This is a genomic window from Aquibacillus halophilus (assembly GCF_009649745.1).
Classification (GTDB): domain Bacteria; phylum Bacillota; class Bacilli; order Bacillales; family Amphibacillaceae; genus Aquibacillus; species Aquibacillus halophilus.
This window is the reverse complement of the sequence record NZ_WJNG01000018.1, coordinates 34,907-52,256: the sequence shown is the minus strand read 5'-3', so window position 1 is coordinate 52,256 and position 17,350 is coordinate 34,907. Positions and strand designations below refer to the sequence as shown.

Below are 17,350 nucleotides of genomic sequence, written 5' to 3'. Positions count from 1 at the left end.
CTTAGCCCTAAACTGTATGTCAGACTTCCTTCAGTTGTTTTATATAAACGATTGGCAATTTTAATTCACTATTCTTTTTTTTGTATTAGCTTGATGTGATTTAGTTATGCCGTTGCTTTCAGTAATATCGCTAAATACGCCAGCATATTGAATGACTTCTTCCGCATCATCTTTAATAGCATTAATTGTTAACCACTCAAGATAATGCCTACCATCTTTTCTTTTGTTCCAAATTTCACCCTGCCAGTATCCATTATTTTTTAAATTATTCCACATATCTTGATAGAATTCTTTTGATTGTTTCCCTGAGCTAAGCATTTTTGGACTATTTCCTATTGTCTCCTCAGCGTCATAACCAGTAAGTTTGGTGAAAGCTGGATTGATAGTAACAATTTTACCATTTTTGTCCGTAACCATCATCCCTAAAGGAGTTGTCTCCATGACCTGATGTGATAAAGTGAGCTTCTCTTGGTAATACATCCACATCGCAATAATTAAGCTCGCTAGTGCTACCTGAGACAAAGCCATAAATCCAATTGCATAGTGCCCAGTCAAGTCATAAAGAGTAGTTAGTATAAGTGGTGGGAAAAACCCTCCAAGTCCGCCCATTGCAGCTACGATCCCGTTTGCAATTCCTGCTTGTTTATTGAAGTATAACGGCATTAATTTAAAGACTACGCCATTTCCAACACCGGCGCAAACTGCTATCGACAAACAACCAACAGTATATAAAGTAATAGATGGAGCAAATGATAGCAAAATTGCAGCTACAGTAAAGCCACCAAATACATACATAAGTAGAACTAATGGATTAAATCGATCACCAAGCCATCCACCTAGTGGACGTGTGAAAGTAGCAACAGCAATAAACCCTGCAGTTCTTATTCCGGCGTCTACCTTATCTAGATTAAAATTTGTTACAAGGAAATTAGGTAAGTAAACTGTAAACGCAACAAACGAGCCAAATGTTATGAAATAAAACAAACAAAAAATCCATAACTTTTCGTTCTTATAAACACTTTTAATTTGTTGAATTAAAGGTGTCTTTACTTTAACTTCATTTTTGTCACCTAGGAAAATATTAGCTAGTATAAAAATACCAAGTAGAACCATATAAAACTGTACTGTTGCTGACCATCCGAATCTAGCCGCGATTACTGGAGCAGCAAATGCCGTAAGAGCTGTTCCTAGATTACCTACACCATAGATTCCATTTACAAAACCATGACGGTCTTTTGAGTAATACTTAGGTAAAGAGGTTACCCCAACAGAGAATACAGCACCACCGATACCGATAAATAGTCCACCAATAACTAAGTCCAAAAATGAATTGGCAATACTTATATAATAAACGGGCGGAAGTAAAAGAATAAAACTAATAATGAAAACTGTTCTTGCCCCAATTAAATTAGTATAATAGCCAATTGGAATTCGTAGAATGGATCCTAATATTACTGGTATTGCTGTAACCCAAGCAGCTTGCTGTGGGGTAATTTGTATGTCTTCTATAATAAATGATAGTAAAGATGAAAGAATTACCCAAACCATAAAACCTACGGTAAGATTCATTGTTTGCAATGGGAGTTGTATTTTTTTAATCATTCTATTTTCTCCTCACTTCTAATTACATAATATAGTTCTGCATTCTTGTCATAAGCAGACCATTGTTGTTCGTTTTGATCAACTTTACTTTCCAAAGGAACGGCGAAAAAAAAGTGCTTATCAAAATAAATGCGTAAATGAGTCTGATCCGGACAAAGTGCTAACTGACTTATTTGCCTATCAATCCAAGGTGCCCTGTCTTCTCCTTCTTTCCCATGGATACAAACTTGGACAGGAGAATTAATATATTTTTCTAGATCACTTTTCTTAACAGTAGACATAATTAACACCCCTTCATTACAGGAAGTACTTGAAATTGATAACCTTGTAGCATTGACCAAAAATTTTCACTTGCATTTTCCTCTAAATGATCAATAACTTCTTGTTCTGATAACCATCTACTCATGCCCTTGACTTCTGCTACAACTATTTCAGCTTCCATTTCTTCTTTTTCATCTAAATACCAATGGAGACGCTCGTATTTAAAAAGCTGCTCAAATGCCGATTGAACTTCAGTTGCAAGTTGACCTGATTTTTCCCTTATGAAGCAAAAATCCAAGTAAGTCTCACTTTTTTTCATAGTTAGCGCCCCCTTTGTTTTTTTCCTTTTTATAAACAAATATAGCAACAGGAAATAAGATAATGTTACAAGTCATATATATTAGTACGTTTATATAATTTTCGTGGTAATATTGGTGAACTAGTAACTGAGTAAAGACAATATTCATACTTAAAGTAATACAAAGTATAATCACTCCAAAATAACTACGCTTCATAACGTTTCACCCTCACCGCAAATATTGCACCATCCTCCACATGTACTACAATTTCAGGAAGTGCCCTTCTTGGTGGACCAGCAGTTGGAGCACCCGTGTTAACATCAAATACTCCATGATGACAAGGACATACCATTTCCTTTTGTTCCTTCACCCAATAAACAGGGCATCTCAAATGTGTACAAGCATTTTGGTAGGCTACATATTTACTTTCTTCTAAACGAATCAACACAGCACTATCATGTTCACTAGGAAAGTGAAATTCAACCGAATCTCCAACCGCAATATCGTTTACATTTGTTATTTTTTGATGTGGATATTCTTTATCTGCGAGTCCCATTAGTTCCTTAGCGGCTAGTGCCCCCCAAGGAAGGGAGGCTACTGCGAAAACCCCTGCAGCACCCGCTAATGTTTTCATAAATCCTCGTCGATCTAAAGAACGTTCATTATTTCTATTAATATTATGTGTGTAATTGTCATCTTTTTTTGGAACACTATTGTTTTTGTTAGTAGTCACTTGATTATCCCCCTAAAACAGTTTCACTGTCCCTTGTAGTACACCCGGAAGATTAACTGTTACATGTGTTTCACCTTCAAGGTAAGGCATACTTGTTACCCACTTATCGTTACCAACTTCAGTGGCTTGTTTTTTATCTGCAATTTCGTCCTCTGTAAGCCACTGCAACGTGTTTGATGGGCATACACTCGCACACATTGGTGGAATATCATCTTTAGTACGGTCAATGCAAAGATCACATTTGTACATTAGGTTTTCTTCTTCATCAAACTTAGGAATTCCATATGGACAAGCAATCGTACAGTTTTGACAGCCAATACATTTCTCTACCATCGCTGATAAAACAGCACCTGACTCATGGATTTGAATTGCTTGAGCAGGACAGCTTCTTGCACAAGCAGGATCTACACAGTGTAAACACATCAAAGGCATTGTTTGCCTATTTACTAATGGATTGACATCGTAGACATAGTTTCTATTTCTTTCTTCATGTCCGCCACACTGTGTACAGGCAGCAAGACAAGCTCTACAGCCAATACAGTTCTCAAGTTCCATATACAATTTTCTTCTTTTTTGCACATCTTTATCCTTTGGTTCAACAATACTAAAAGTCATTTAGAGCACACTCCCAGATTTAAGTTTGTCTATTTGAGCAGCACAAGCTTTAAACTCGGGCATTTTCGACATTGGATCTAATGCTGCAATTGTTAATAGATTAATTGATTCATCATGTCCAAAGTGGTAAGGGACAAATACAGTATCTTCTCTAATTGCCTCTGTGATTTTCACTTTATAATTAGCTTTTCCTCTACGCGTATAAAGGAGAATAAATTCATCATGCTTGATGTCATATTTCGCAGCTGTAATTGGATGAACTTCAACATATGGGTCTGGACACATATCATTAAGGAACTGAATTCTTCTCGTTTGATTCCCAGATAAATAGTGATAGACTACCCGACCGGTTGTTAACCTTAGTGGATACTTTTCACATGGTTCCTCAGCTGGTGGTCGATATGGAAGTGCACAGATTTTAGCTTTGCCGTCCGGATGATAAAACTTTTTATCAAGAAACATGTGTGGAGTTCCTTTGTCATCTTTATCCTTACAAGGCCAAAACACACCGTCTTGTTCATCGATCTTATCCCAAGTTGCACCATAGTAGTCAGCGTTTCCGCCTTTAGTAGCTAACCTAAATTCATCCGCTACATCCTTAGCTGTTTTTAAGTGAGAGAAATTCTTTCCTTTACCTAGTCTTTCTGCAAGTTCAACCTGCATCAGCCAGTCAGGCTTTGATTCTCCAATAGGTTCTTGTGCTTTGTTAATCTTAATAATTCGACCCTCAAGATTCGTCACTGTCCCCTCATCCTCAGACCAAGAAACAGAAGGTAAAATTACATCTGCATATTCAGCTGATTCAGATAAAAAGAAGTCTCCACATACCATGAAATCTAATTTTTTCAGTGCACCTCTTACAAAGTTCAAGTTTGGCGCCGAAACAGCTGGATTCGAGCAAAGTAAGTACAAGCCTCGAATTGTTTTATTGTCCATAAGTTCAAACATTTCATAAGCAGATACACCTGGCTTTGGCATTTCTTCTGGTTCAATGCCCCAAACCTTACTAACTGCTTTAACAGCCTCAGGATTGGTTATCTTTCTATAGCCTGGAAGTAAGTCAGACTTTTGTCCGTGTTCACGACCACCCTGGCCATTCCCTTGTCCAGTAAAGGTAGCAACACCAGCTTTTGGTCTACCAATCTTCCCTGTAACAAGAGCCATATTGGTGTATGCTGAAACATTATCTACACCTTTTTGTTGTTGTTCAATTCCTCTAGCAAACATAACAATTGCATTTGGAGCTTTTCCGTATATCTCAGCAGCTTTTTCAATTTTTTCAACTGCTACACCTGTGATCATACTTGTGTATTCCGGTGTAAAATCTTTTACAAGCTCTTTAGTTTCTTCAAAACCATTTGTGTGTTGATTAACAAACGATTCGTCTGCATAACCATTTTGAATTAATAGATTCAAAATGCCGTTAGCCAAAGCCAAATCAGTACCAGGGCGCAAATCTAAATGAACATCCGCTCTTCTAGCTATCGGTGTTTCTCTTGGATCAGCGATGATTAGATAGCCACCACGCTCTTGAACAGCCCATATCCTAAACATCGAGGTTGGATGGCATTCCGCTGTGTTACTACCAGCAATGAATAAGCAGTCCGTTTCATGAAGATCTGTCCAAGGTAAGGTTGATCCCCGGTCAACACCAAATGTTCTCAAGAATCCTCCAGCTGCACTCGACATACAAAAACGACCATTATAGTCTATATACCTTGTTCCTAGGGCTACTCTGGCAAATTTACCAGTTAGATAGCATTTTTCATTTGTCATTGATACTCCACTGAAGACTGATAGACTATCCTTACCATAATTCTCTTGTAGTTCACCAAATTTTTTAGCAATCAGATCATACGCTTCATCCCAGCTTGCTTCACGGAATCCTTCCTTAGTTCCTTTCAAAGAAGCATCATCACGAATTAACGGCTTAAGAATTCGGTCATCATGGTTTGTTTGTTGATAAGCGGTAACACCCTTTGGACACATCTTGCCCAGGGTTACTGGCCAGTCATATCTAGGTTCAACACCAATAATTTTATTTGTACTTTTATCTACTCTAAGGTTCATGCCACACTGCATCCCACAGTAACTACAATGAGTTTTAACTAATTCTTCATTAGGATGTTTTACATTTTCTATATCTCGGAAAAATTTATCCTTTTGCATTTTGATTTGCCTCCTTGATTGGTACTTCATGGGTAGCGAAGCCTGAGAATCTAGCAATGCGATATTTCCTTCGACAAGGTAGACATAATTCTGCTAAGTTGAAACCATCTTTCATGTTAAATTCAATTTCATTTGTTCCTAATACATTGATAACATCATTCGATTGCTCTGTTGAAACAAACTCATTTTCGCACACCTTACATTGCTTCATCGATTTTTCGCCATAATGCTCGCGGTAATTTTTTGCAAACACACTAAGCGGTCTAAACGGAATATGAGCAAGCTTACCAAATGGTAGATATATTAATGTAATGACCACCGAGTATTGATGAATTAATGACATCACGTAATGTCCTGCACCGTGGAGGAACACATTGATAAAGGTTAATGCAAGACCAGTAACACTAATAAAAATCAGTAGGTAAAGTGGTAAAAAGTCATACATGAAATTTTGCTCAGCTCTTGCTTGCATATTTTTTAACCTGCGATAAAGCGCCATGCAAACACCCATGATAACCATAATCGCACTAAAGTTAAGAGCGTTGTAGGACATAAAAGCGATAAAACCATCTGCAGGTACCGTCATAATATCCATACCCATACCAACAATCGTGTACATGCCGCTTTCTTCCATCGTAAAGTACATCCAACCAAAAACGAGTGGGAAAGTAACAAGGCACGATATAATAACACCCCACCCAATCAGAAGGTGTTGGGTCCATCGGTAAATTCCCCTATTCCAAATGAATTTATATGTTGCTAAATGATCCACGGATGTTTTTGGGGTGGATTTCCGAAATAACAACTTCATTCCTTTTTTAATAATGATTTTTGTTGGAGGTCTCTCTCCCCAAGCAATAAATCGATAGAAAAACCCACCTAGAAACACGATTGTTCCTACCATATATCCATAAAGATTCCAATCCACGTGAGTAAACATTCTAGTACCAAAAAAGGATAAGATCACTATTCCACATACTGCAATAAACATTGACTTTGCAAATTTTGAAGCAAATGCATCATTTATAGAGTTAGTCTTTTTTTTCATATTTTTCATTGGTTCTTTCAGGCTTATTTCTTCCATTTGAATTCCCCTTTACCAACTTATCTTTGTTAATTTAATTTTAGGCAAATAAATGGTTTTACGTAATAGGGGAACCTCCTCATCTTGTAGGGGAAATTCCCCTATTATTACTTTTTGCCACGTAAAATAAAAAAACACCTCACTTTATGTGGGTGCAACTAGAGAGTGTGGAATAGATATGGCAAGTCAATATCTATTTATCTGCTTTCAAAGTTTTCTTAATAATGATAAAATTCCACTTATGAATGTATCTATAATATCAAGCAAAGAGGGTCAAACACATGAATATAAAACAACGCTTTTATTGGCTTATTCCAGCGATAGGAATACTAATCGCTATTGGATTGTTATTTTACCAAAATCTATCCAATGTAGCTGAAGCTCCAGAAGAAAACTGGAGTAAAGCGTTGCCGATTGGAGAAACCAGCATAAATAAATATCCCTACGTAACTAAAACTGATGAGCTAACTACCGAAATTGTTGAATTTGATAGTGAGACATTAGTTAAGAGAACCTATGGAGACAAGTACACCATAATTGATGAGGAAGAATTCCCCGATATTCCTTTTAACAAATGGACAAAAGTATTTGCGTATAATAATGAATTGTTTTATTTTCAGTATAAAACTATCTATGACGGTGTTACAGGCAAGAAAATAACAGAAGCAGACAGCTTTCATCCCTTAAAGGACTATCTTGTTTACGTAAAAGGAAATACTGTTTTCGAATTGGATCCACAAACGAAAAAATCAAACTCCATTTATAATTTCGACACTACTATTGATGAGCTCGTCGCCTCCCAAACCGAAGGAGGTATTGTTTTTCTCACCTATACAAAAAAACAAGAAGATTTAAATGTTTCCGTCTATGAATATAGCAATGATTCAACAACTAACATACACCAGCAAAGTTTCTCTGTATCTCACAATGAACGAATACAAGATGCATCAGTGGCATACGAAGGCAATCGATTAGCATTTCTCTTTAGAACTGAAAGAAAAGGAGCAGGAGGAACGGCACCGGTAAACACCTTATATCTCTTTGATAACAACAGACCTACACTAAACCAAATAACATTTAATGACCCAAAAGGTTCTGCTAGATTAAATAATGTCAGTGATATTTCACTAGCATTTCACAATCAAAAGATAAAAATACTTTTCTCTGCTAATGGGAAGAGCAAAACAAAGTATAATGCAATGACAGCTTTCAATATTTATGAAGCAATTGAGCAAGATGGCAGTTTTGAAGTTTTTCGAAGAAGTAATACATCATCTTTTTCAGCTAAGCCCCAGTGGATTAATAATAATACTGTAACTTGGATCGATTTGAAGGGTGCTTCTAATAAAATTCTGCTATCGTCCAGTGACGAAGAGTTAATTGAACAAACGAGGACCCCTTCTAATACAGACTTAGTTGTTGCTTTAGGTAAAACTATTGGAATGTTGTCAGTAGCCTTCTTGGCTATATTGTTATCTAGTATATGGTTTATATGGCCACTAATATTGTTAATCATTATCTATTTATCGAGACGTAACCTACTTGACCGTGATCCTAACTGGGTCTACTATGTCGGTTTGGTGAGTTATGCTTTAGCGGTTATCTTGTTTAAACATCGCTTCTTCATTGACACTATCTATATGAAAGCACCAGAATATCTTACTTTCCAATACAGCGATTGGTTATCTATAACAGTTTTTGGAATAATTGCACATTTTTGTGCAACATATGGGGCTATACACAATGAATGGAATGTCCCGGTTAAGCTCGTCTATTTTATGGGAGTACATATTGTGCTATTAGCCTTCTTTTTTGGTCCATATTTTCTATAGTTTTTAAAAAAAGGTATTTTCTTAGTTGATATAAAATGCGACGTAGCTGCTAGTTGATTTGCGCTCCAGGCAGTCACTTTCCGCGGGCAACGCTTCAACTTCCTCGGAAGAAAACCGCTTCCTGCGGGATTTTCAGCCGTCGCTTTTCCCGCTGGGGTCGACTGCCCTCCACTCCAATCACCATCTTATTTGAACAAAAAGTAAAGGGAGACAGATAGGATTAAAACTAGCGTAGTTTAGTTAAACAAATTTTAAATAGCTGTGATTTGAAGAGTTGGAAATTATCTCAACATACAATCATGCACTTTCCCTCTCGTTAATCAGAACACCACACCAGTGTAGTCAGAATACGTAGACTCCTCGAAAATGAAGTTCAATTTTCTTGGTGCGTAGTGATTCAGGAAGATAATTCAAGTCCTATGGGAACAACGCGTGTCCGAAGACCCCGGAAGAAAGAATCGCTTTTTGATTCCGAGGAGGCTGAGGTCGTGCCCATGGAAAGCGAAGTATTCTGACGGAACGGCATATAATCATTCAACTTTAATTAGTGTCAGAGATAGAAGATACTACTTCGTATTTTATCGATTTTAGGTCATAAACAACAAACTTTTATAAAATAGAAAAAGTAAGGAAAGCTCACCGATAGTGTGCCTTCCTTACTTTTTCTTCTCTCCAATCAGAAAGCTACAACAATTTTCCCCGCTAACTATGCATGAAGTTGCAGCTATACTACTATCTTCTAAAAGCTCCTCAAATAAATTGAGTTCTTGCCCACAAATACCTTTATATTCACGAGCAACATTGGAAATAGGACAATTAAATTGTTTTAATGTGTAGGAGCCGTCCGCATTTTCTTGAAGCTCTGTCATATATCCTTTGTCCTCTTGAATTTGAACCAGCTTTTTTATCTTGCCATTATAATCTGGAACATCTTCTAACAATTTCTTATACTCATCGATTGATTTGTCAGTTCTACTGGCTAAAAGTTGATAAACAAAATCTATTCCCTGAATCTCTTCTACTTCCTTCAACAGATCAACGGAAAACTGCTGATACTGGTTAGGGAATAGTTCTCCACCTTTGTCTGTCAGTTGATATACATGATGCGGACGCCCCATCGTCTGTTTCTCTTGGAAGGATTGAATTAGCCCTTCTCGTTCAAGTGTATGGATGTGTCTCCGTAAAGCAATATCTGTAATATGAAATCCTTCCATCAATTGAACAATAGTTAGTCTATTTCCCCGCTTTAATTTGAGTAAGATCTTTTCTTTTACTGAACTTTTTTTAATCATATCGACCCTCATTTCAAGCTAGTCTTACCTTACTGATTCGAAAACGCAGTAGCTACATTTGTTTGATCATCTAGATAACCTCTTATTCGGTTACTAAACTTATCTAGTGAATCATAATTGATATTAATTATATGCAAAATCTTATCATGGTCAATGGTTAAATACTCTTTTACCAGCATTTTTCTAAGATAGATTACTTCTTTATAGCTTTCGGACTCTTCTTCTGGCAAAACCTTTTCATCAACAAGGATATCGATAATATCAGTGAAGCTACCCGGATCTCTCATAATGAATCCATCAATCATCATATTACCTACATCTAGAATAGATTCAATAATCATATGTGCCATTCTTTCCATACTTAATTTCTCTAGGAATGAATTAAAACGGTTTTGCTCCATTTCCCTGAGCAATCCCTCCATATATAACAACGTTTTCTCAATTTCGTTTCTATCAATAAAATACAATCTTAACTCTCCTTTTCTTGGCTTACCTAGTGTGAGTTACATATAGTATTATTCGACCTGTGATATCGGTCAAGGATTAAGTACTTTTATCAGATAGTAAAAACGGTATTGTCGATTTTACTAAGCATATTTTTTAAGCTATATTAATCATAACACATAATAATTATTAGCTTAAGATAAGTTCTGTTTTCTAGTTACCGTGACATTTGTTATGATATAGTTAAAATTACCACAGACTACATTAAATTAAGCTTTTAATATGGAGGAATATTATGAAGGATAATATATTTATAAAGGATACTATCGAAAATACTGAAACAAGATTCGTTAGTTTTAAAGGAAAAAATAGGAGATTTGATATAGCGCTTATTACTACAAATTATTATTCTAACGATAAATTAGTTTTAGATTTTAACGGCAACAGGTTTGCTTTGCTAAATAAGGAAAACATATATGAAAAAGGCCTTTTAGAGCATGCATATATGCTGACACAAATTGAGGCTGAGGATTTACGTGCGTTCTTGTACGATATTATTTAGAAAAAATTTGCACATAGAATCTTAGGATAGTTCATAAATAAATCCTCCTCTAATGGGTTAATATAACCAAAAGAGGAGGATTGTTATGTCTAAAAAGGATAAACAAAAGTATTCAGACTTCTCCAATGTTGAAGACATGAGGAATTATCTTATTCCTGAACAAATGCCTGAAGGTCCTTATGGCTCACCAAGAAATAAAAATGAACCTGTTACTAATAAAAGTTCACCATGGAGGGAAGGTCAAAGGTACCATAGTGCCTTTAATTTTCCTAATAAAGATTTCCATCAAGACCTTCCTAGACAATTGGAAGGAGCACATCCCTTACATGACCATGAAGGGGATGTAAAGCCAGAAGAAGAAGAGTAACTAAACATGAATCCGTAAAGGGGAAAGCTACCGAACTGGTAGCTTTTTAATTAGTAAATACGCTTTATAACAAAATATGCACAGCCAAAATTACAATACTCATATAAATAATCATCTAGTGTACTGATTTTAGTATCAAAAGCGGCTTTTGGATTTTGATCATCATAAAAACCCTTCAAACGTAATTGCTCGTAACCCCAGTCACCTACAATAAAATCATATTTATTTAATATTTCGCTATAACGTTCTGTAAAAGGCTCTTCTTGAAAGCCATCTTTTACATTTTCTATAATTTCATACGTTTTCCCTTCAATTTCAACCATGACAATCCACTCCTTAAACTGTATATAGTGTACCATATTTTTTTATAAATTGAATTCTAATCTTATCCTTATATGGTAAAAATTATAATTATTTGATTATTTTAGCTAGCATGGCTTTAGATAAAAAACTCACACTAAAAATGGGGAAATTTATTAAGTCAGGAGGGTTTTAATGAACACCAAAAAGTTCATTTTGTCATCTCTTTTTGCTAGTACTTTAGTTGTTTCAGGTTGTGCTACTGGTAATCAGGGAGGTCACGATATGGAACGCACCCTAAATGGTAATGACGGCAATCACAATTTACAAGGGGATAATGCTAGAGATGAGTTTCAGGCAGATGAAAAAGATGCCGATCAAGAAATAACGTCGCGTCTTGGCTATGTTAAATATAGCAAAGATGAAATTGATATGGAAGCAGAGAGTAATCATTATGTAGCGATGGATAGATGGGAAATGGCTGATACAATTACTCGTATGATCATTCGATATGATGGGTTTGAAGAAGTGGCAACATTAGTAACTGATAAAGAGGTATTAATCGCTTATAACAAACCAGAGAATATGGAAAGAGAAAAAGCAGCTACAATTGCCCGTAAAACAGGTCTATCACTTCTACCTCGTTTCTATGATGTTTATGTTTCTGACCAATCCGTAACGTTTCGAGACATACAAAGCCTACAAAATTCTCTGACCATCGATGATGAATATGATAATACACTAAATAGCATTATTGAAGAAATGAAGAAAACTCCTCAAGGTGAAGAAGTTTATGAAGAACATACCACCGAAAAGGAAGAAGCCGAGAACATGAATAGATGATGAAATTAAGCCTTTCATACTAGATCTCCATAGTCCAACCAATTAAGAGGTCACTTCCGTATCCCTCACTTAGACTTCGAAGCCTGACGTCTTAAAAGTGTGGGGGGTTACGGATTTTATTAAAAAGGGTGCTATTTCCAATTATCTTTCCAGAAATGTCGTACACACTACTTAGTATCTAAAATTATCTAGGAGGTGCTAATAATTATTCTGACTCGATACCTTAACGTATTGATTTTAATGTTGTTTATACTCGTCTTCCATCCTTCAGAATCAAGTGCTGAAGAAGACAAAGAAATAGACGTTAACAAGGAAAAGTTGGCGTTATACAAAAAGAACGAGGCTGTCACAAACATACCTTGGTTTTATTTGGCCGCGATTGATAAATATGAAAAAAACATAAAAAAAGATGCTGACTCTGAAAATTTAATATCCATTGCTATTCCGGAAATCAAATGGTTTGGTATAGGAAACCCTAGTAAAAACACAACAGCTTCATGGATATCTGCATTCGAAGGTTGGGGAAAAGATGGAAATGGAGATGGAAAAGCTGATCCCAATAATGATGAAGATATTTTATACAGTATGGCCTCCTATATTGAGCAGCAAGGAACCTCAAGAGAAGACATTAAAATTGCTTTATGGAAATATTATCAGCGTGAACTAACTGTACAAACAATAGCGAATATCGCTAAAGTGTATCAAACTTTTAATACCATTGTCCTAGAGGATAATGACTTCCCTTTACCTTTAAATATGAATTATAGCTATCGAAATACTTGGGGAGATGCTCGAGGATTCGGTGGCAGAAGAATCCACGAGGGGACCGACATTTTTGCAAATTATGGTGTTCCAGTGAAATCTACTACTTATGGAGTAGTAGAAATGAAAGGTTGGAATAGATTTGGTGGTTGGAGAATCGGAATACGTGATATTAAAAGTAGATATCATTACTACGCACATTTAAATGGTTATAAAGAAGGGATCAAGGTTGGCGATGTTGTAAAACCCGGGGATATTATTGGTTCTGTAGGAGCAACTGGCTACGGACCACCAGGGACATCCGGAAAATTCCCTCCACATCTTCATTATGGAATGTACAAGGATAATGGTTATAGTGAGTGGTCTTTTGATCCATATCCATACCTTAGCAGGTGGGAACGAGAAGCAAGAAACAAAAAATGAACATAATTCCGTTTATTATCATAAAAAAACCCTTACCTATAGTGGTAAGGGTTTTGTACTTTAATTTTGTTTTGATGACTTAACAGCATATGTGATGCTTGCTGCAAGTCCTCCCCAAATAATTACTACTCCAATAATCATCATTACAATAGCACTAACAGACATTATTGAGCGACCTCCTCGTCCTCGGAATCACTTTTTTCATCAGCTTTATTTGATGGCCATTTTTTGAGTGTAAATAATGCACCTACAAACATTGCACCAATAGCTACTACCCAACCAAAATTAAATAAATATTCTATTGGATACCCACCGTAGTTTTCTAACAATTCACTACGTAGATTTTGTAGCATCATATATCCTAAAACTACTGGTGTAATTATACCAAGACATACTCTCCACCAAAGTCCAAGTTTAATATCTGACACACTGTCTGCGTGACTCTGAAAATCCTTCAGTCCCTTAGCAAACCAAGCTATCGCTACTACTTGGAATAATCCTGAGAGTGCAACACCATAGCTATTTATGAAACGATCTACTGTATCTAATAAATTAAGTCCGCCTTGATTTGCAAAGAATAATGAAAGTACTGCAGCTAGACCGCCACCAAAAGCAACAGCTTTTCCGCGAGAAACATTAAACTTTTCTTGAACTGCAGCAACATATGTTTCAGAAATTGAAATCATAGATGATAATCCTGCAAGTACTAGAGATGCGAAGAATAGGAATCCAAATAGTCCTGCCATTGGCATTTGACTAATAATTTCAGGGAATACCATAAAGGCTAGACCTACACCACCTGCTACTACTTCTGAAACTGCTTCATTAGACTGACTAGCCAAGAAACCTAGTGTCGCGAATACACCAATACCAGCTAATAACTCAAACGACGAGTTGGCGAATCCCGTAATAAAAGCGTTATTTGTGATATCAGATTTTTTTGGTAAATAAGAAGCGTACGTTATCATGATTGCAAATGCAATAGATAAACTAAAGAAAATTTGACCATATGCTGCTACCCATACAGAACCATCTGCAATCATCGACCAGTCAGGTTTAAAGAAAGCATCCAAACCTAGAAGGGCACCTGGTAAAGTAAGAGCACGAACCACAATAATTAAAAAGATTACAACTAAAGTAGGAATAAAAATCTTATTTGCTACCTCAATACCTTTTTTCACTCCTCTTCCTAGGAAGAAAAATACAATTAGCCATACTGCTAATAATGGAAATAGAACCATAGGTACCATAGAACCAAATGTTCCTGGATCTGCTAACTGCAAGTAGTCTGCTACGAAAAATCCTGTTGCATCGCTTCCCCACTGTTGCCCAAAAGAAAAATATGAATACATAATTGCCCATGCAATAATAATTGGGTAATAGGTAGAGATAACGAATGAAACGGCAACTTGCCACCAACCAATCCATTCCATTCCTTTGCTAATCTTGCTGTAAGACTTTGGTGCAGAACCACGATACTTATGTCCTATTGTGTACTCAAGGATAAGTAGCGGAATACCTGCTGTTAATAATGCAAATAAATATGGAAGAAAGAAAGCTCCGCCTCCATTTTCAAATGCTGTAGCTGGGAAACGCCAAATGTTACCTAATCCAATTGCTGAACCCATTGCTGCAAGTAGGAAACCAAGACGTGTTCCCCATTGTGAACGATTTTCCATTAGTTACTCCCCTTTCAAATTTTAACATTCTAATACTAATCAAAAACGATTAAAACAGAGAATGTTTAAAATTTTAAATCTTTTCTGATAATTACTGATTATAACTAGTCCTTTAGTCATTGTCAAAGGTATAATCATCTATTGTAAGAAAAATTTACAAAAAGTCATATCCTTTACCTAGAATGGGGTAAAATATCTACAAAAAAATATAACCCCCCACTTTATAGTGGAGGGTTTTGTAAGATTTAAAAGTAAATATTTAATTTGTGGTTAGTTTTTTTATGATAAGACCAATAAGCACTACTAGAATTAATGTAACTAAAAGAGATAGTAATACTTGACCAGTGAATCCAAGTATTAAATATCCAAATACAGATGCTCCAGCTCCTATAAATGCATATGGTAGCTGAGTGATCACATGGTCAATATGATTCGCCCCGGCACCTGTAGAAGAAAGAATCGATGTATCAGAGATTGGTGAACAGTGATCTCCAAATACAGAACCTGCTAACACTGCCGCAAGTGCAGGTAAAACTAAATTAACATCTGTTACAGCTGCAATTTCTCCAGCTATCGGCAGCATTATTCCAAATGTTCCCCAAGATGTACCAGTAGCAAGAGCCATAAAACTTGCTACTACAAATAGTAGTAACGGAAGTAAAGCTGGATTTAAGGACGTCTGTTCAACAAGATGCGCTAAATATCTACCGGTTCCTAAACTATCTATAATTGATCCAATCATCCATGCTAAGATCAATATATAAATAGCAGGAAGCATCGTTTTTATTCCTTCCCAAATAACCTTTGCTGAGTTAGCCTTTGGTTGTAGTTGAACTAAATATAAGACTAAAGCAATCAAAACAGCTGATAACCCACCTAAAAATAGAGAAAGGTTCACATCTGTATTTTCAAAAATGAGTAATACGGTTGCTTGTCCCTCTGTATTAGCTAATCCGGTTCCAATCATAGCTAGGATAGTCCCTATTATTAATGTGCCAATCGGAACAATCAGATGGTATATTCTTCCATTTTTGTTTTCTTTAAATGATTCCTTCAAGTCTCCAGGAATATTACCCTTTTCAACATCATATAGTTCACCAGAATCTTTTGCCCGTTGTTCGTGCTTTTTCATCGGGCCAAAATCTAAATTAAATAACGCGACGAAGAAAACCAAGAAAATTGCAGCAAATGCATACATGTTTAGTGGAATCATTTTAACAAATGCTTCTAGTGGTTGATAATCGGTGATTTCATTTTCAACTAAAATAAATCCGATTGTACCAATTATATAAGCTCCCCAGCTTGATACTGGTGAAATAACAGTAATTGGTGCGGAAGTAGAATCAATTATATAAGCAAGCTTTGCTCTCGATATTTTGTATCGGTCAGTAACCGGCCGAGCGACTTGTCCAACCGCAAGGCTATTGAAATAATCATCGATAAAAATAATAACGCCTAAAATTGCTGGTAGGATTTGTCCGCCTTTACGTGTTTTAACTTTCTTTATTGCCCAATCTCCGAAAGCTTTACTTCCACCTGATGCGGTCATAAATGCGGTAGTGATTCCCAATAATAGTAAAAATCCAAATAAATACAAATTCCCAGTATTTGCTCCTTCATCTGTTACAAAAACATTTCTAAAAACAAGCCATATTTCGTTTAGGGATCCAAGTAAGTTGAAATTGTGCAGCATGAACGCCCCTACTACAACACCTACGCCTAATGATAGTAAAACACGTCTAGTTACGATAACAAGTATGAGCATCAACAGTGCAGGTATTAAAGAAAAAATCGTGCCTTCCATGGTATAACCTCCATTACTAATTTGTGGAAATGTCAAAAGTTGATAACTACGATCATATAAGCTTAAAAGTTAAATGTGTGATTTTTATTATAACGTCGTAAAACTTTTTTATGTTCACTAATCACAAAGGAGAATCACTATATTAAAAAAGACAGCAATAGAAAGTTACCTATTACTGTCTTTACATAGCATTAATTAGATAAAGTGAAGTTTACGAAATGAAAAAATGATGTACTACTCCTAGATTAGTAACAAATCTAGTAAAGCAATTAAAATTTT

18 protein-coding genes are annotated in these 17,350 nt (G+C 36.0%); 5 read left to right on the top strand and 13 right to left on the bottom strand.

Going from position 1 to position 17,350, the window contains the following annotated elements; genetic code table 11:
* Positions 1-60 precede the first annotated feature (60 nt).
* From GH741_RS18950 to GH741_RS18920, 7 genes are all read right to left on the bottom strand, one after another.
* Positions 61-1,602: an MFS transporter gene (locus GH741_RS18950; RefSeq protein WP_153738337.1), complete on the bottom strand. Its 1,542-nt coding sequence runs from the start codon at positions 1,600-1,602 to the stop codon at positions 61-63.
* Positions 1,599-1,883, bottom strand: coding sequence for a hypothetical protein (locus tag GH741_RS18945; protein WP_153738336.1), 285 nt, complete (start codon positions 1,881-1,883; stop codon positions 1,599-1,601). The genes GH741_RS18950 and GH741_RS18945 overlap by 4 nt, the downstream gene beginning before the upstream one ends.
* Before the next feature lie 2 nt (positions 1,884-1,885).
* Positions 1,886-2,182, bottom strand: a complete 297-nt coding sequence (locus GH741_RS18940; RefSeq protein ID WP_153738335.1) for a hypothetical protein — start codon at positions 2,180-2,182, stop codon at positions 1,886-1,888.
* Positions 2,183-2,367: 185 nt separating this feature from the next.
* Positions 2,368-2,895 (bottom strand): Rieske (2Fe-2S) protein, encoded by a 528-nt coding sequence (locus GH741_RS18935; protein WP_338079569.1) that lies wholly within the window; start codon positions 2,893-2,895, stop codon positions 2,368-2,370.
* Between the two features lie 12 nt (positions 2,896-2,907).
* The gene (locus GH741_RS18930; RefSeq protein WP_153738334.1) at positions 2,908-3,510 is read right to left on the bottom strand and encodes a 4Fe-4S dicluster domain-containing protein; all 603 of its coding nucleotides are present in this window, start codon (positions 3,508-3,510) and stop codon (positions 2,908-2,910) included.
* Entirely contained in the window at positions 3,511-5,679 is a 2,169-nt protein-coding gene (locus GH741_RS18925; protein ID WP_153738333.1) for a molybdopterin oxidoreductase family protein, read from the bottom strand.
* Positions 5,666-6,763, bottom strand: coding sequence for a hypothetical protein (locus tag GH741_RS18920; RefSeq protein ID WP_205677356.1), 1,098 nt, complete (start codon positions 6,761-6,763; stop codon positions 5,666-5,668). Before GH741_RS18920 ends, GH741_RS18925 begins: the two co-directional genes overlap by 14 nt.
* A 281-nt stretch (positions 6,764-7,044) precedes the next feature.
* Here GH741_RS18920 and GH741_RS18915 point away from each other — a divergent pair, with 281 nt between their 5' ends.
* The gene (locus GH741_RS18915; RefSeq protein WP_153738332.1) at positions 7,045-8,595 is read left to right on the top strand and encodes a hypothetical protein; all 1,551 of its coding nucleotides are present in this window, start codon (positions 7,045-7,047) and stop codon (positions 8,593-8,595) included.
* Positions 8,596-9,251: 656 nt separating this feature from the next.
* On the opposite strand, the gene GH741_RS18910 is transcribed toward GH741_RS18915, so the two are convergent.
* Complete coding sequence (locus GH741_RS18910) at positions 9,252-9,887, bottom strand: helix-turn-helix transcriptional regulator (protein WP_170287665.1); 636 nt, start codon at positions 9,885-9,887, stop codon at positions 9,252-9,254.
* A 29-nt stretch (positions 9,888-9,916) separates the two neighbouring features.
* The gene (locus GH741_RS18905; RefSeq protein WP_153738330.1) at positions 9,917-10,354 is read right to left on the bottom strand and encodes a DUF86 domain-containing protein; all 438 of its coding nucleotides are present in this window, start codon (positions 10,352-10,354) and stop codon (positions 9,917-9,919) included.
* 272 nt (positions 10,355-10,626) lie between these two features.
* Here GH741_RS18905 and GH741_RS18900 point away from each other — a divergent pair, with 272 nt between their 5' ends.
* Positions 10,627-10,893, top strand: coding sequence for a DUF3055 domain-containing protein (locus tag GH741_RS18900; RefSeq protein ID WP_153738329.1), 267 nt, complete (start codon positions 10,627-10,629; stop codon positions 10,891-10,893).
* An 85-nt stretch (positions 10,894-10,978) separates the two neighbouring features.
* A complete protein-coding gene (locus GH741_RS18895) occupies positions 10,979-11,260 on the top strand; it encodes a hypothetical protein (RefSeq protein WP_153738328.1) in 282 nt (93 codons plus the stop codon).
* A gap of 50 nt (positions 11,261-11,310) precedes the next feature.
* On the opposite strand, the gene GH741_RS18890 is transcribed toward GH741_RS18895, so the two are convergent.
* On the bottom strand, positions 11,311-11,583 hold the full coding sequence (locus GH741_RS18890) for a YutD family protein (RefSeq protein ID WP_153738327.1): 273 nt from the start codon (positions 11,581-11,583) through the stop codon (positions 11,311-11,313).
* Positions 11,584-11,755: 172 nt separating this feature from the next.
* On the opposite strand from GH741_RS18890, the gene GH741_RS18885 reads away from it, so the two are divergent.
* Positions 11,756-12,403, top strand: coding sequence for a YhcN/YlaJ family sporulation lipoprotein (locus tag GH741_RS18885; protein ID WP_153738326.1), 648 nt, complete (start codon positions 11,756-11,758; stop codon positions 12,401-12,403).
* A 240-nt stretch (positions 12,404-12,643) separates the two neighbouring features.
* Positions 12,644-13,588: a M23 family metallopeptidase gene (locus GH741_RS18880; protein WP_153738325.1), complete on the top strand. Its 945-nt coding sequence runs from the start codon at positions 12,644-12,646 to the stop codon at positions 13,586-13,588.
* 60 nt (positions 13,589-13,648) lie between these two features.
* On the opposite strand, the gene GH741_RS18875 is transcribed toward GH741_RS18880, so the two are convergent.
* The 3 genes from GH741_RS18875 to GH741_RS18865 form a co-directional block, all read right to left on the bottom strand.
* On the bottom strand, positions 13,649-13,753 hold the full coding sequence (locus tag GH741_RS18875) for a methionine/alanine import family NSS transporter small subunit (protein ID WP_153738324.1): 105 nt from the start codon (positions 13,751-13,753) through the stop codon (positions 13,649-13,651).
* Positions 13,753-15,267, bottom strand: coding sequence for a sodium-dependent transporter (locus tag GH741_RS18870; RefSeq protein ID WP_153738323.1), 1,515 nt, complete (start codon positions 15,265-15,267; stop codon positions 13,753-13,755). Before GH741_RS18870 ends, GH741_RS18875 begins: the two co-directional genes overlap by 1 nt.
* Before the next feature lie 259 nt (positions 15,268-15,526).
* Positions 15,527-17,071: a Na+/H+ antiporter NhaC family protein gene (locus GH741_RS18865; RefSeq protein WP_153738322.1), complete on the bottom strand. Its 1,545-nt coding sequence runs from the start codon at positions 17,069-17,071 to the stop codon at positions 15,527-15,529.
* Between the last annotated feature and the right edge of the window lie 279 nt (positions 17,072-17,350).